The 14,667-nt window shown below is 38.4% G+C and carries 13 protein-coding genes; all 13 read left to right on the top strand.

Annotation, left to right across the window (positions count from 1 at the left end; translation table 11 throughout):
* The first annotated feature begins 6 nt into the window (after window positions 1-6).
* The 13 genes from AAGU76_RS11170 to AAGU76_RS11110 all read left to right on the top strand — a co-directional run bounded on the left by AAGU76_RS11170 (window position 7) and on the right by AAGU76_RS11110 (window position 14,655).
* On the top strand, window positions 7-975 hold the full coding sequence (locus tag AAGU76_RS11170; RefSeq protein WP_342485564.1) for a thiamine pyrophosphate-dependent dehydrogenase E1 component subunit alpha: 969 nt from the start codon (window positions 7-9) through the stop codon (window positions 973-975).
* Entirely contained in the window at window positions 975-1,952 is a 978-nt protein-coding gene (locus AAGU76_RS11165) for an alpha-ketoacid dehydrogenase subunit beta (RefSeq protein WP_342485563.1), read from the top strand. The genes AAGU76_RS11170 and AAGU76_RS11165 overlap by 1 nt, the downstream gene beginning before the upstream one ends.
* Window positions 1,953-1,965: 13 nt before the next feature.
* Window positions 1,966-3,231 (top strand): dihydrolipoamide acetyltransferase family protein, encoded by a 1,266-nt coding sequence (locus AAGU76_RS11160; RefSeq protein WP_342485562.1) that lies wholly within the window; start codon window positions 1,966-1,968, stop codon window positions 3,229-3,231.
* A 278-nt stretch (window positions 3,232-3,509) separates the two neighbouring features.
* A complete protein-coding gene (nhaC, locus tag AAGU76_RS11155; RefSeq protein ID WP_342485561.1) occupies window positions 3,510-4,937 on the top strand; it encodes a Na+/H+ antiporter NhaC in 1,428 nt (475 codons plus the stop codon).
* 79 nt (window positions 4,938-5,016) lie between these two features.
* Complete coding sequence (locus tag AAGU76_RS11150) at window positions 5,017-5,757, top strand: SDR family NAD(P)-dependent oxidoreductase (RefSeq protein ID WP_342485560.1); 741 nt, start codon at window positions 5,017-5,019, stop codon at window positions 5,755-5,757.
* A 17-nt stretch (window positions 5,758-5,774) separates the two neighbouring features.
* Window positions 5,775-6,587, top strand: coding sequence for an aspartate/glutamate racemase family protein (locus AAGU76_RS11145; RefSeq protein WP_342485559.1), 813 nt, complete (start codon window positions 5,775-5,777; stop codon window positions 6,585-6,587).
* 31 nt (window positions 6,588-6,618) lie between these two features.
* On the top strand, window positions 6,619-7,080 hold the full coding sequence (locus AAGU76_RS11140; RefSeq protein WP_342485558.1) for a heme-degrading domain-containing protein: 462 nt from the start codon (window positions 6,619-6,621) through the stop codon (window positions 7,078-7,080).
* A 235-nt stretch (window positions 7,081-7,315) separates the two neighbouring features.
* Window positions 7,316-8,122 carry a class I SAM-dependent methyltransferase gene (locus tag AAGU76_RS11135; protein ID WP_342485557.1) on the top strand — a complete coding sequence of 269 codons (807 nt, stop codon included), beginning with the start codon at window positions 7,316-7,318 and terminating at the stop codon, window positions 8,120-8,122.
* Window positions 8,123-8,370: 248 nt separating this feature from the next.
* Window positions 8,371-8,577 (top strand): helix-turn-helix transcriptional regulator, encoded by a 207-nt coding sequence (locus AAGU76_RS11130; RefSeq protein WP_342485556.1) that lies wholly within the window; start codon window positions 8,371-8,373, stop codon window positions 8,575-8,577.
* On the top strand, window positions 8,567-9,022 hold the full coding sequence (locus AAGU76_RS11125) for a DUF6773 family protein (RefSeq protein WP_342485555.1): 456 nt from the start codon (window positions 8,567-8,569) through the stop codon (window positions 9,020-9,022). The genes AAGU76_RS11130 and AAGU76_RS11125 overlap by 11 nt, the downstream gene beginning before the upstream one ends.
* Window positions 9,023-9,267: 245 nt before the next feature.
* Window positions 9,268-9,660: a hypothetical protein gene (locus AAGU76_RS11120; protein ID WP_342485554.1), complete on the top strand. Its 393-nt coding sequence runs from the start codon at window positions 9,268-9,270 to the stop codon at window positions 9,658-9,660.
* Between the two features lie 24 nt (window positions 9,661-9,684).
* Complete coding sequence (locus AAGU76_RS11115; RefSeq protein WP_342485553.1) at window positions 9,685-11,973, top strand: DUF5050 domain-containing protein; 2,289 nt, start codon at window positions 9,685-9,687, stop codon at window positions 11,971-11,973.
* 30 nt (window positions 11,974-12,003) lie between these two features.
* Window positions 12,004-14,655 carry an ATP-binding protein gene (locus AAGU76_RS11110; RefSeq protein WP_342485552.1) on the top strand — a complete coding sequence of 884 codons (2,652 nt, stop codon included), beginning with the start codon at window positions 12,004-12,006 and terminating at the stop codon, window positions 14,653-14,655.
* Window positions 14,656-14,667 lie beyond the last annotated feature (12 nt).

Genomic DNA, 14,667 nt, shown 5'->3' with positions numbered 1-14,667 from the left:
ATAGATATGTTTTCAAACGAACAACTATTAGTCATTTTGAAAAAGATGTGGACACTAAGAAAATTTGAGGAGAAAGCTGCTGAGCTTTTTACCAGAGGAATAATCAGAGGCTCATTGCATACCGGCGTTGGTCAGGAAGCAGTAGCCATGGGTGTAAACCTTGCATTAAATGAGGATGATTTTATTCAGACTACTCACAGAGGACATTGTCACGTAATAGGAAAAGGAGCGGATATTAAATTAGTAATGGCGGAATTGTGCGGAAGATATGTTGGATATAACAAGGGAAAAGGCGGATCTATGCATGTGGCTAATCTTGATATGGGCATATTGGGGGCAAATGGAATAGTTGGCGGAGGAAATCCTGTGGCAGTCGGCGCTGCGTTTTCTGCCCAATACAGAGGAACAAAACAGGTTGCAGTCAGTTTCTTTGGTGATGGGGCATCTAACCAGGGAACATTCCATGAATCAATCAATCTGGCTGGCGGGTGGAAGCTTCCGATTATATTTGTCAATGAGAACAACCAATATGCAATTTCAACACCGTTTGTAACAGTAAGTCAAACAAGAAATATTGCAGACAGAGGAATCGGTTATGGTATAGAGGGCGTTATTGCTGATGGAATGGATTTGTTTGATGTATATGAAAAGATGAATAAGGCAGTTGAAAAGGCTAGAAACGGAGGAGGTCCGACACTTCTTGAATGCAAGACGTATAGATTTGTTCCTCACTCAAAGGCCGACAGGGAAGTTTACAGAACTAAAGAAGAAGTTAATGAATGGAAGAAAAAATGTCCAATTAAAAAGATAGAAAATATTCTGATTGAAAATGGAACGCTTAATGAGAATGGAGCGAGAGAAATTGAGAATGATGTAAAGCAAAAAATTCTTGATGCAGTTGATTTTGCTTTAAAAGCGGAAGGACCACCGGCTGAAGAACTTTTCAAGGATGTATATTATGAGGAGGCAAAGTGATGAGAGAAATCAAATATGTTGATGCATTAAATGAAGCCTTGCGGGAAGAAATGCTGAATGATGAAAGTGTCTTCATCATCGGAGAAGATATAGGTAAAAATGGCGGTGTATTCGGAGTAACAAAAAATCTGTGGGAAGAGTTTGGTGATAGGAGGGTCAGAAACACTCCTATTTCAGAGGCTGCATTTGTCGGGTGCGGTCTTGGTGCGGCAGTTACAGGATTAAGGCCGGTTGTAGAATTAATGTATCAGGACTTTGCCATGGTATGTATGGATCAAATTGTAAATCAGACAGCCAAGATTAGGTATATGTTCGGAGGTAAGGCTAAGGTACCTATGGTAATCCGGATGCAGGGGGGAGCGGGAGCAGGAGATGCAGCTCAGCATTCACAAAGTCTGGAAGCACTGTTCACCCATATACCGGGACTTAAGGTGGTTATGCCTTCCACACCCTACGACGCAAAAGGACTGTTGAAGGCATCAATTAAAGAAGATAATCCAGTCATATTCATTGAACATCAGATGCTTTATAACACAACAGGTGAAGTTCCAGAAGAGGAATACGCAATAGAATTGGGAAAAGCAGACGTAAAAAAGGATGGAGCTGATGCAACTGTCGTATCCTGGTCATATGAACTTCAGATGGTTTTAAGGGCGGCCATTGAATTGATGGATGAAGGAATAAATGTAGAAGTAATAGATCCCAGAACTTTAAATCCCCTTGATATTGATACAATATTAAAATCAGTTGAAAAGACACGTAAGCTGTTAGTAGTTCATCAGGCTTGCAAGACGGGAGGTTATGCAGGAGAAATAATAGCACAGGTTATTGAAAAGGGTTTTTATTATCTGGATGCACCTATAATGAGGCTTGGAGCCTCTGATACGCCTGTTCCATACAATGAATATTTAGAGTCGCTTCATTATCCAAGCGTTGAAAAAATAAAAGAGGCTATCAGAGAATTAATTCAAGAATAATAAGAGGTGAAAGATGGTATCAGAAATATTTATGCCGAAAATGAGCAACACAATGACAGAAGGCAAAATAATGAGATGGTTTAAGAAAGAGAATGACTATGTAGAAGCCGGCGATGCAATCGTGGAAATAATGACCGACAAGGTAAACAGAGAGATTGAAGCGACTGAATCAGGATTTCTAAGGAAAATAATTAAGATTGAATCAAATGATGATATAAAAATAGGTGAAGTAATAGGTTTGATGGCTAATTCGTTGGATGAGGAATTACCAGCCAAATATAACAATCAAAATTTAAATTCTTTAAGCAATGAAAGGGAAAACGTTAAGATAACGCCCAAGGCTAAGAAATTGGCGGAAGAGTTGGGAGTTGATATATCATTGATAAAAAGTGAAAGTGGTGTAATTAAAGAGAAAGATATATTAAAAATGAAAGAAAATGAAAAAATCAATGTTACTCCACTGGCACATAAAATCGCAATAGATAAAAATGTATCCCTTAAAGGGGTAGAAGGAACAGGCATAAATGGCAAGATTGTAAAAAAAGATGTGGAAAGACTGCTGGATAATGTGGAAACAGAAAAAGACAATGATGAATATGAAATAGAACCAATAATTGGAGTAAGAGGAATAATTGCAGAGAGAATGACAAAAAGCAAGTTTACTTCACCTCATGTATATTTCTTCAAAGAAGTAAATATGGAAAAGTCCATTGACCTCAGGAAATTTTTGAACCATAAGACAGCGGAATCGGGGCTTAAATTGAGTATGACCGATATTATAACGCATGCTGTAATCAGATCACTGATAAAGCATCCTCAAATCAATGTTTGCATCGAAGAAAACAAGATAATGAAATATAAAAATGTCAACATATCATTGGCTGTTGATACAGACAGAGGGTTAGTGGTTCCTGTAATAAAAAAAGCAGATAAGATGTCGTTATCAGAGCTGTCATTGAAAATTAACGAGACAATCAGCAAAGCCAGAAGTAATCAACTTGATCCGGAAGATTTTATTGGAGGCACGTTTACTGTATCTAATCTTGGATCTTTTGATTCCGACTCTTTTACGGCCATAATAAATGCACCTCAGGCTGCAATATTGGCAGTTAGCTCCACAAAAAAAAGACCAGTTGTTGTTAATGATACAATATGCATAAAGCCAATGATGAACATAACACTTTCAGTGGATCACAGGGTCATTGATGGAGTTAAAGCGACTGAGTTTATAAATCAGATCAGAGATTATTTAGAAAATCCTGAATTAATGCTTTTATAAAGCTATTAACTTATCAAGTAGGAATTGGCTTATATGATACCTGGTTGCTTGAAGGGAGGAAAAAAAGAAAGCAACAGGAGATATGTTAACGTATTATGGCAGGTATATACTTAAGACTAATCAAACCAAAAACTAATCGGAAACTGATAGATTATGTACTAAGGAAAATACATTCAGTACACAAACATCCTTCTTTTAGAAGTATATGAAGAATTCTTTGAAATACTTTAGACATAGGAATCATGATCATATAAATAATAATATTAGGAGGTAGTAAAGTGAATAAGGAAAAGGTTGCTCGGAAAGCCACTTTTGGAGAATCGTTAATCATTATCATCATTGCTTTCGTTATATTGCTAGTGTCAATAGTTGTTTTTAAAGCAGATGCTCAGATACCTTTGTTCTTAGCTTCTGTAATTGTTACCGTTTTCGCTTTCTATTTGGGATTGAAGTGGGAAAATATTGAGATGGCTATCTTTGACAGCATCAAAACTGCCTTGTTGCCGATGGTAATTATCATGCTCATTGGAGTGACTGTAGGAACATGGATTGCATGTGGTACTGTACCTTACTTAATATATTGGGGACTTCAGCTTATAAGTCCTACATGGTTTCTGGTAACTGCATGTATAATGTGCAGCATAATGTCACTTAGCACGGGAAGTTCTTGGACGACTGCCGGTACAATAGGTGTAGCTCTTATGGGAGTAGGAATGGGTTTAGGCATACCTCCTGCAATGACAGCAGGTGCCGTTGTCAGCGGTTCATTCTTTGGAGATAAATTATCGCCATTGTCTGACAGTACAAATTTTGCAGCTGCTGTAGGAGGAACATCATTGTTTGAACATGTTAACTCTATGATGTGGACTACAATACCTGCACTACTAATATCCTGGGTAATATATGCCATAATGGGATTGAGATTTTCGGGTGCTATAGCAACTCCGGAAGGTGTTGTACTAATGTTGCAAGGTATAGAACAGACATATAACTTAAATGTTGCTCTTCTGATTCCGTTAATAGTACTTTTGGTTTTGATAATAAAAAAGGTTCCGGCTATAATCAGTATAGCAATAGCTGCTTTGACGGGTGCAATAGTTGGAATGACTATCCAGGGAATAGGATTTGGGGATATGTTGAAATATATGTTATCAGGTTTTGTTGGTAATACAGGCATTCCAGATGTGGATAGGTTACTGACAAGAGGCGGAATGACTGCGATGTTGGGTACTATTTCAATAATGTTTATGTCATTGAGTTTAGCTGGTATTCTGGATGTTACCGGTTGCCTCGAGGCAGCATTTAGCAAACTGGCGAATATTGTAAAAAGTGTACTTGGTTTAATTACTACCTGCCTGGCTTCGAGCCTTGTACTAAACTTTTTAGCAGCAGACCCATATTTGCCTATGCTAATGACTTCAAAAATATTTGGAGCTTCTTATGATGAAAAAGGTATTGATCGAAAGGTTTTATCAAGAACCCTGGAAGATACAGGAACTTTAGGGTGTGCGATGGTTCCTTGGGGAACAAGCGGTGTATACATGAGCGCTACTTTGGGAGTTGCCGTGTTCTCATATTTGCCATTCTATTTGTTGGGAATAATTACACCTGTTGTATCAATGGTATTGGCTGCATCGGGCATAGGAATTTTTTATAAAGATGGAGTCAAAAGAGGTGTGTTTTACAAAAATAAGCAGCTCAATTAAGAAAATCTTATCTGAAAATATAGTAATAAAGGAGAATTAATCTTAGTTCTCCTTTATTATCTAAAATGAGGAGTGCATTATGAAATTGAAAAATCAAATTGCATTGATAACGGGGGGAAAAAGAGGTATTGGCAGAGCCATAGCAATTAGTCTGGCAGAAAAAGGCGCAGATATAATTATATTTGACCTGGACATAGAAAATAATGATGAAGTAATTCTAAAAATCAGGGCTATGGGAAGAAAGGCGTATGCGTACAAGGTAAATATCACTGATAATAATCAAATATTAAACAGCGTTGAAAAAGCAGTAGAAGAATGCGGCAAAATAGATATCTTAGTCAATAATGCAGGCATTTACCCTTCAGAATCCTTATTAAGTATAAAAGAAACGGATTGGGACAAAGTAATGGATTTAAATGTCAAGGCTTTATTTTTTGTTACCCAGGCTGTTGCCAATAAATCAATGGTTCCTAACAGATCAGGCAAAATTATCAATATAGCTTCAAGCGATGGCAAAGTTCCATCAAGAGGAATTGCACACTACGCAGCATCAAAGGCGGCAGTGATTAGTATTACGAAGTCATTTACTTTAGAACTAAGTGAATTTAATATTCGATCCAATTGTGTAGCTCCAGGTTGGGTTGCCACTGAAACACTGATGAAAAGTGATAGGTGGAAATCTATAATAAAAAACATTCCAAGCGGAAGATTAGGTGAAATGAGTGAAGTTGGTGAAGCTGTTGCATTTTTGGTAAGTGATGCAGCTGCATATATCAATGGAGAGGTGCTCGATGTAAATGGCGGAATCTATATGGACTAGAGCAGGAGGTGATATTGATGAAGTTATTGTGGCAAAACCCAACAACTGGATGCATAAAGAATATTCCAGGCTTCAATGATATGGGAGTAAAAATAGAACAATATCTGAACAGTATTGCAAGTGAAGGAACAGTTGTAGATTTTAAAAATATGGCTATTTCCTCAAATACAGTACGATCTTTTTATGGGGAGGCAGTCAACAATTATCATTTAATAGAAAGAATTATTCAATTACAGAAGGAACAAGAGTATGATGGAATAATAATCGGATGTTTTCCTGATCCTGGCTTACATGTGCTGCGAGAAATGTGTGATGTTCCTGTAATTGGTCTTGGAGAGGCTGCAATGCTCGTAGCTTTAACATTAGGCGAGAAATTTGCAGTAATATCTGTTGATGAGGACATAAACCCAAACATGGAACAGTCTTTTATGAAGTATAAACTGGAAAACAGAGCAATCATAAGACCTATAAGGGCGGTTCATCCACCAATCACTGCTGCAGAAGATGTTGAAGGGTATATAGACCCGTTCAAAACTATAATCCCTAAAATTGAAGAAACGGCAAAAGAATGTATTAGGGATGGTGCAGAACTTTTACTCACCGGTTGCGGTTATATGGGACCAATGTTGTACATGCATAATTACTATAAAATAAGAAATACAAGTGTTCCTATAATAAATTCCAGTGCTGCAGCTTTAAAATTTGCTGAGATGATGGTAGGTATGGGTAAAATTGGGATTAATGTAAGCAGGCATAATTATTACAAAAAGCCCTCAGATGTTATGATAAATATGATCAGAGAGAATGTTGGATTGTCCAAATTTGTTTAGTGATAGGATAAAAGCTACAGGAGGATATGGAATGAATGACTTGATGAAAGAATTATTGCTTGAGGAAGAGAATCTACAGTTTGATTTTTTCTCAAATAATGATGCTCTTAATTTAGGACTTACGATTATAAAGCTTGCAAACGAGGCTAATCAAGAGATTGCTGTATATATAGAAGTTAACAGACAACCAATATTTGCATATTTTTTAAAGGGTACATACTTAGAGATAGCCTACTGGATTAAACGCAAGAAAAATGTTGTAGACAGATATGCGCACAGTTCCATGTTTGTAGGAGAGAAATTCAGGAATAGAGGATGTGACTTTAATGAGAATTCACTTCTTGATCCATCTGAATTTCAGGCAGCAGGCGGAGCTTTCCCTATTTTGTTAAAGGGTGTAGGAATGATAGGTACAGTCACTGTTTCTGGGCTGTCTGAAGAAGAAGACCACAAACTCTGTATTGACGGAATCAGGAGTTTTTTACATAAGTAACAAGTTAAGTAGTGATGGGCAGCAAAGGCCGATTAATCCTAATAATAAAGGGATAAATCTTGTTATTGACAAAATATAAACAATATCAGTCTTAAATAAAGCCATACGGATTCATCCGACTATGGCTTTATTTTTTATTTGGTATATAATTAAGTTAGAAAAACAATGTAATGTTCTTCAAGCAGTTGCAATTTGAATCATTAGGTTGAACGATAATTATTATGGGAGATATTATATGATTAAGCTGAGCAATAAAAGCGAAACCCTTTTGATACCTTTGTACGGCAAGGCTTTGATGAGCAGAAACAGCAAAATAATCAAAGACAAAAAGGCGGAGGAGATAATCGGAAAGATAGATTTCGACTTCAAAAAGCTCAAGATATCGAAAAAGATTCAGGTGTTCATGAGCCTTAGGGCGGCCATAATAGATGACTACACCGTAAACTTCATAAAGGAAAACCCGGACTGCGTTGTGCTGCATCTTGGCTGCGGGCTGGACTCACGGATCATGCGCATCAAGAGGAAGGCAAAATGCTGGTACGATCTGGACTATCCGGAAGTGATTGAACTTAAGAAAAAGTTTTTTGAAGAAACTCCTGCCTACAAAATGATCGGATCATCCGTTATAGACTGGGGATGGATTGACAAGGTGGAGTACAGCGGCGAGCCGGTTCTGATAATAGCAGAAGGGCTGCTGATGTACCTGAACGAAAGCGAAGTTGAAGAGTTTTTTGTCCGTATGAACAATAAATTCATCAATGCGGAGATAATATTTGATGCATTCTCAAAGACAACTGTCAGGTTGTCCAAGTATCAGCCGTCACTTAGAAAAACCGAAGCTGAAATACTGTGGGGTGAAGACGGACCTCATGAAATAGAAAAATACGCATCCGGCATAACCCACGTGGAAACCATGTACATGAACGACGACTACAGGGTGAAGTTCCTGAGCCTGTTTTACAGGTTCATGTTCAACATAACAAAGTATTTCAGGACATCCCGTGAAGCGCAGCGAATATTTGTTTTTGAGCTGAGAGGATAATACTATAGTCCAATGCTCCTTTGATTATATCAAGGAGTATTTTTGTGCGCTGAAATGGTAAGATTATTTTCATAGTTCCCATTTTTTCTAGAATTCACCTTATATTATCCATTTAGCGGGTGCCGATGGAAAAATACCATTAATTATATATAGCTAATATTTACAAAGCATATTTTTAAAAATTAATGCAATATATAATTGACATTTAGTTGAATATAAATTACAATTTGTAATATAGGAGGGGTTGCATGAAAAATAAACGAATGAAAATTGCTCGTATTGAATGTGATATGAAACAAGAAGATTTAGCAAAATCAGTTGGCGTAACAAGGCAAACAATAGGACTTATTGAAGCTGGTGATTATAATCCGACACTAAATCTTTGTATAGCAATCTGCAAAGTACTAAACAAAACATTAAATGATTTATTTTGGGAGGATCCATATGAAAAATAATAAAATTCAAGATGAAAGAATACTTTTGGCAAGAAGAAAAATTCAAAGCGATGCGTATGGATTGCTTGTATGGGTTTTATTGATTTCTATTATTATACAGCAATTTTTTATGAAAGCTCCCTTTGCACAATATGCAGTTGAATTTTTTGCCTTCATGGGGTGTGGCTTATATATTTTAATCCGCCATTTTAAGGAAGGAATTGATATTTGGAGTCTAAAAAGTGATGGTAAGAAAAAATTGTTATTAAATACAATTATATCAGGTGTTTTTTCAGTAATTCTTTTTTCGTTGTTAAGTGGTAACTATGATATCAAAACTTTGACATCATACTTTGTGGGCTTTGTTCTTTTCTTCTTTTTATTTCGCTCAGCGATAATAATTATAAACAAGAAAAAACAACAAACTATTGAGAATAAACTAAACGAAGATGAAATGAACGAATAGAATCAGCATACTATGAATCTGGCAAATTCCAATTTGTAGTGTAACCATTACGCATAATTCGAATTATACGAACTAACAATAAACACTTAAGGACTTTAACTCTTAAGTGTTTGCAATACTTACAGTAAGCACCCGATTATTGGATAATATAAAATTCACCTTATTTGATTGACAGTTAATTCAAGAATAATTACAATATAGTAATGTAGGCAATGAAAAGAAATCATTTGGAGGTTGCGGCAGCTATGGAAACAAGGTATCACAGCAAAAACAACAGTATGTTTATTATCGGCGGAAAAACATTTATGGATTTACCCGTGCTGATTAAGAGCCTTAAATTAAAGAAAATGGGAAAACGTTCATCATTATTTGCACAAAAAGACGGCATCTTCAGCGTTACAGGCTATGTTGTGGAGTACAGCGAGCCGTTTCCTTGCTTTGATGCATCGGATTATGCATATGAGAACCGCAGCCGCAGCGAATTGTTTTTTGTTGACTCATACGAGAAGGCAAAGGAGCTTTACAAGTCTTTTGAAAGCGGCTGCAGGGATAAAGTGAATTTTAATGATTTTGAAAGGCTCACTTTTGTAAGAAACGACCCGGCAGACAAAAATTTTATCACCTATACTTTTAAATAGCAGCAGAGAAATGGGGGAGGACATATGGGCATCAAGAGGATTGTAGGAATAGATTTTGGCACAAGCTCAACATATATTAAGGTGAAGCATTACGAGGGAGATGAACCTGTCAACAAGGACAGGATTAATGCCCAATATGTTGATTTTAACGGTAATGCCTGGGTGCCGTCAATTATTCAGAGCTTGGGAGACGATTTTTGGTTCGGTTATGAAGCTCAAACAAAAAAAGCGGACAACGCGGTAATATTTCGAAACTTTAAAATGATTCTGGAACACGATGATGAGGAAACGAGGAAATATGCAAGATATCTTACAGAGTTGTTTTTTGCCTACTTGTTTCGAATTTATCAGGACCAGTTTATGTACTCCAATGACAAATACGATGAGGTTGAGACAATTTTAAGCTACCCAGTGAAGTGGAAGAAAGAAACCATACAATTTCTGGCACATACAGCCAAAAATGCGGGGTTTCAAAATGTCAAAACCATGGATGAACCAACGGCAGCATTAAGTGCAATCCTGGTTCAAAACACGGCAGGCATTTTAAAAGCAGCATATAAGCCCTTTTACATCATGATGGTTGACATGGGAGCAGGTACAACCGATTTGGCTATCCTTAAGTGCAGTGTTGAAAAATATTCGGACGGAAGCAGTTTTGATTCAAGTCAGGTAGTATCCACATGGCCAAGGGGGAATGATGAGTTGTGCTTCGGCGGCAGAGAAGTGGATGAAAAACTTTTTGCCTATCTGCAGAATTATCTTTCCTCAATGCCTAAAGTTACAAAGAACATGGCTCATAATCTTTTAATTCAGCAGATGGACAATATCAAAATATGGAAGGAAAATACGGTTTCAAGCAGCCTCAATAAGGATGTTGAAGTGTCTGCCTGCCAGTTTCTGACTCCTGTTGTGCCTCTTATCACTGAAGACCCTGTTCCTTTTCCGCGTTTTGGCAGAAAGCAGTTTGAAAAGGAATTTTCTTCATATTTGGAGTCTTTTGTTGACTTAATAAATGGCTGCACGGATGATGGAAAGAAAAACATAAATAAATTCATGGGCATGGAAGATATAGAATTTGTCATCCTGACCGGAGGCCACAGCCAGTGGTACTTTGTTAGGGATATATTGGATGGCACCATTAGAACTGTAGGAAATAAAGCAATCCCGCCCATGATTGATGATAAAAACAGGATAATCTCGCTTCCCCGCCCACAGGAGACTGTGTCGCTGGGTTTGGTGCTTTCTCCTATGAAATTGGAACTGTGGGGTGAAAAGGAACCTGTCATAGAATTTGAAGATGTGTATGACGACCACAGTTTTGCAGAATTTGATAGGATGATATTCAGAGTGGATAAAAAAGGACAAGACATGCCGCTGCACCTGAAATGGATTGAAATAAAAAATCATGAGCGTCCGGACTCATTGGTGTGTATAATCAACAAGAAATACAACTTAAAGTTAGAGAGCTGCTATTATGGTTGTTTTTGCAGGCAGTTCATGATTGTCGATTCATGGTTTGGAGGCAAAAGCCGTCTCTTTCGTATCAATTTGGATGTGCCGTATCCCAATCCGGAATTAATTTATGAAACCGACAGGTACATTTCAAATGTTTCTGAATATAGGGGGGTACTGAATTTTTTTGAATCAGATTTAGATTCAGACAAGAAATATTTAATGCAGATGTCCCTTGACGGAAAAAAGAAAAAATTTCTGTTTGAAATGAGCAATATAGAGCGCAGCTTGGGTGAAAAAATCAATACAACTATAAGGTATACTGATGAAAGAAATATCTACATACTCAGCAGCTGTTATAGGGACGGTAGGACAAGAGATCATATTATTCAGCTGAGATATGACCGGAAATCCGAAATATTCACCATTATAGATGAGGTCAAACATGAATCTTGTATTAACAGACGATATGACAACTTCTACCTGCAGGGCAATAATATATACTATAGCAATGCAGCAGACGGCATATATAAAATTAATTATGAAACCATGGAGAAAAAGTGCCTGTTGAAAGGAAAATTTCAATTGTGGGGTGTCAATGAAAAGGATATCATATTTTCAGATGATGTGCTGGAATCTTATGCTAATCTGTATAGAATGGATTTAGACGGTTTCAGCAAGAAATTGATTGTAAATAAAATCATCGACAGGTCATCGGTTGCAGGAGACTGGGTATTTTTCCGTTCAAATGTTGGTGTCGGAGGCATAAAGGGAGCTCTTATTGAAAGGTACCTGGTTAGTTCAACAGGGAAACCTCATTGTGTGAAGACAGACGGAAGCTGTTTATTTAAACTTTTATGAGAATGAGATCATTACTGAGTAGAGGGGAATATGGAAACGACAAAAAAAACTTTGAACGTTAATTTTAAGGATTTGTTTCAAAACATAGATATGGAACATCTGCGAACAGCCAATGAAATAAAGGTTCCGGATGAATTTTTTCTTCATTTGCTGGATTATTCCATGGAACGAAGTTATCTGAACAATATTGAGGAAAGAGACAAGTTTGCTGCGATTTCTTCAAGTCACAAGGCTATTACCTGGCTGCAGATTGTGAGGCTACCTGTGCATCCTGACAATATGGAGAATTATGATCTTATAAGCAGATGGCAGGGAACGCTGGCAACCCTTCATGCATGGGGATATCGTCTGATGTTTTTGCTCAAGCGGTCGGCAGGAGAAACTCACTTGTATATTGGTACAACTTCGCTTTCACGCACAATCAGTTCAGAAGATGCCATAGAACAGGTAAGAGAAGCAGCCAATGCCAACATGCCGGGTGTAGAACTTAGAGCTTTGTCAAAGGAAGATACATATAATGAAATCATGATGAAAATGCAGCGGTTTAATACTTTGGGCGCAGTTACGGGAATACCTTCATTCAGGAACAACAACGAGCAGGACACAGGTCTTATCCAGACATTGGACCAGCTGGCCTTTGGAATCCGCGACATGAAAGGCTTTGAAAAGGACTATGCACTGCTTGTCATTGCAGATCCCATGTCGGACCGCGATACGGCAGATATTATTAATAAGATGAGAAGACTGGGCAGTGAGATTCATACAAATGTTTCTAGGAATGTTACGGAACAGGAAAGCCAGGGTGAAAGCAAGGCTGCAGGCATGGGAGGCGCTATAGCTCAAGGCGTCGGGGCAATAGCCGGAGGGCTTTTAGCTTCTGCCGCTGGTGTACCCATGCTTGGAGTCGGTGTGGGAGGAAGCCTCGGAAGTGCGGTTGCAGGCATATTTGGATTGAGTAAAAACGTCCAGATGAATTTTTCAAGATCGCTTTCAGCTGAATACCTTGATAAGTTTGCTCAATATGCGGAGGAAATAACAGACAAGCACATTGCTCGGCTCAACGAAGGCAGAAACCTCGGATACTGGAATGTAGGAGTTTACATTCTCGGAGATACCAAAAAAGAAGTTACAACGGTAGCGGGGATGCTGCGCTCCATCTATTCGGGAAAGGAATCGTATCTTGAACCCATCCGTCTTCACGTTCTGAAAGACAATTCTGGGGCATTGGAGACAGTCAAATTCGGATATGACCTGGTTCCAATCATCAGCGGAGAGGAAGCATATCACAATAATTATTCGGATAAGGAATGGCATATTTTCGGAAAATCATACCAGTATTTGAGCACGCCCATGAACACAAAAGAATTAAGCCTGGCCACATCGCTTCCGAGAAGGGATGTACCGGGGCTGAGATTTGTAAAAACTGCAGTAAGATTTGCAAACAATCCTGCCGTTATAGAGGATGATTCAATTTCATTGGGCAAAGTTGTGGATATGGGAGTTATACAACACAACGAATACCTCATTGATCCAAATGCGCTGGTAAGGCATGCTCTTGTGACAGGCAGCACAGGCAGTGGGAAAACCACCACATGCAAGCGCATCATACAGGAGGTGTTAAGACGCAACGTTCCTGTCATGGTTATCGAACCAGCAAAGGATGATTATGTTAGATGGGCAATTAAGATGAACGAAACACTTCCTGAAGACAGAAAGTTTCAAATATACATGCCCGGAGTTTCGGAACTTGACGGCTGCAGAATGGAGGAACTGAGGCTTAATCCCTTTGAACCTGCTGCTATCAAAGGGGCCAGAATTGACATGCTCACAAGAAGTGAAAATCTTACGGCCCTTCTGAATGCAAGTCTTCCAATGTCGGATGTCTTGCCGGTTATAGTTGATGAAACAGTGTTTGAATATCTAAAAGCTTATTACAAGGATGAATTTCTTAAGGGTGAAATGGAGCAAAAAGACGAATATCCCACAATGGACGGGCTGCAGATCATGGCAAAGGTCATTCTGGAACACAGGAATTATGAAAAACGTGTGCAGGACAACATAGCCGCATCCATCGAAACAAGGTTTAATTATCTTTCAAGAGGCACCCGGGGTAATATATTGAATGTAACAAAATCAACTGACTATGATAAGCTGTTCCGCCGTCCTGCCATAATAAATTTAAGCCGCATAGCTGGAGCAAAGGACAAGGCTCTTATTATGTCTCTTTTGATGATAAGCTTATGCGAATACCGCCAGTCATGTTACGCCAACGACCCGGTGTACAGGAAAAAGGCTCAGAAAAACAAACTGATACATCTTGCGTTGGTGGAGGAAGCTCACAACTTGTTGCTGAAGCCTCAAAACCTATCGTCGGATTTCGGCAATCCCCAACAGGCAGTTGCGGAATTGTTCAGCAACATGATGTCAGAAATAAGGGGTTACGGCCAGGGAATAATCATAGCCGACCAAATTCCTACAAGACTGATATCTGACGCTGTTAAAAATACAAATTATAAGATAGTGCACAGGCTCACTTCAAAGGATGACTGTGAAATTATGGCATCGAGCCTGGCGCTTCGGGAAGACCAGGTATCAATAATACCGTCATTGGACATAGGAAACGCAATAATATGCGGCGACATGGATGATGCGGCAGCATGGGTTAAAATGCCGCAAATATAATTTATCAGGAGG

The organism is Sedimentibacter sp. (assembly GCF_038562225.1).
Taxonomy (GTDB): Bacteria; Bacillota; Clostridia; order Tissierellales; family Sedimentibacteraceae; genus Sedimentibacter.
This window is presented reverse-complemented; position numbering and strand designations above follow the sequence as displayed.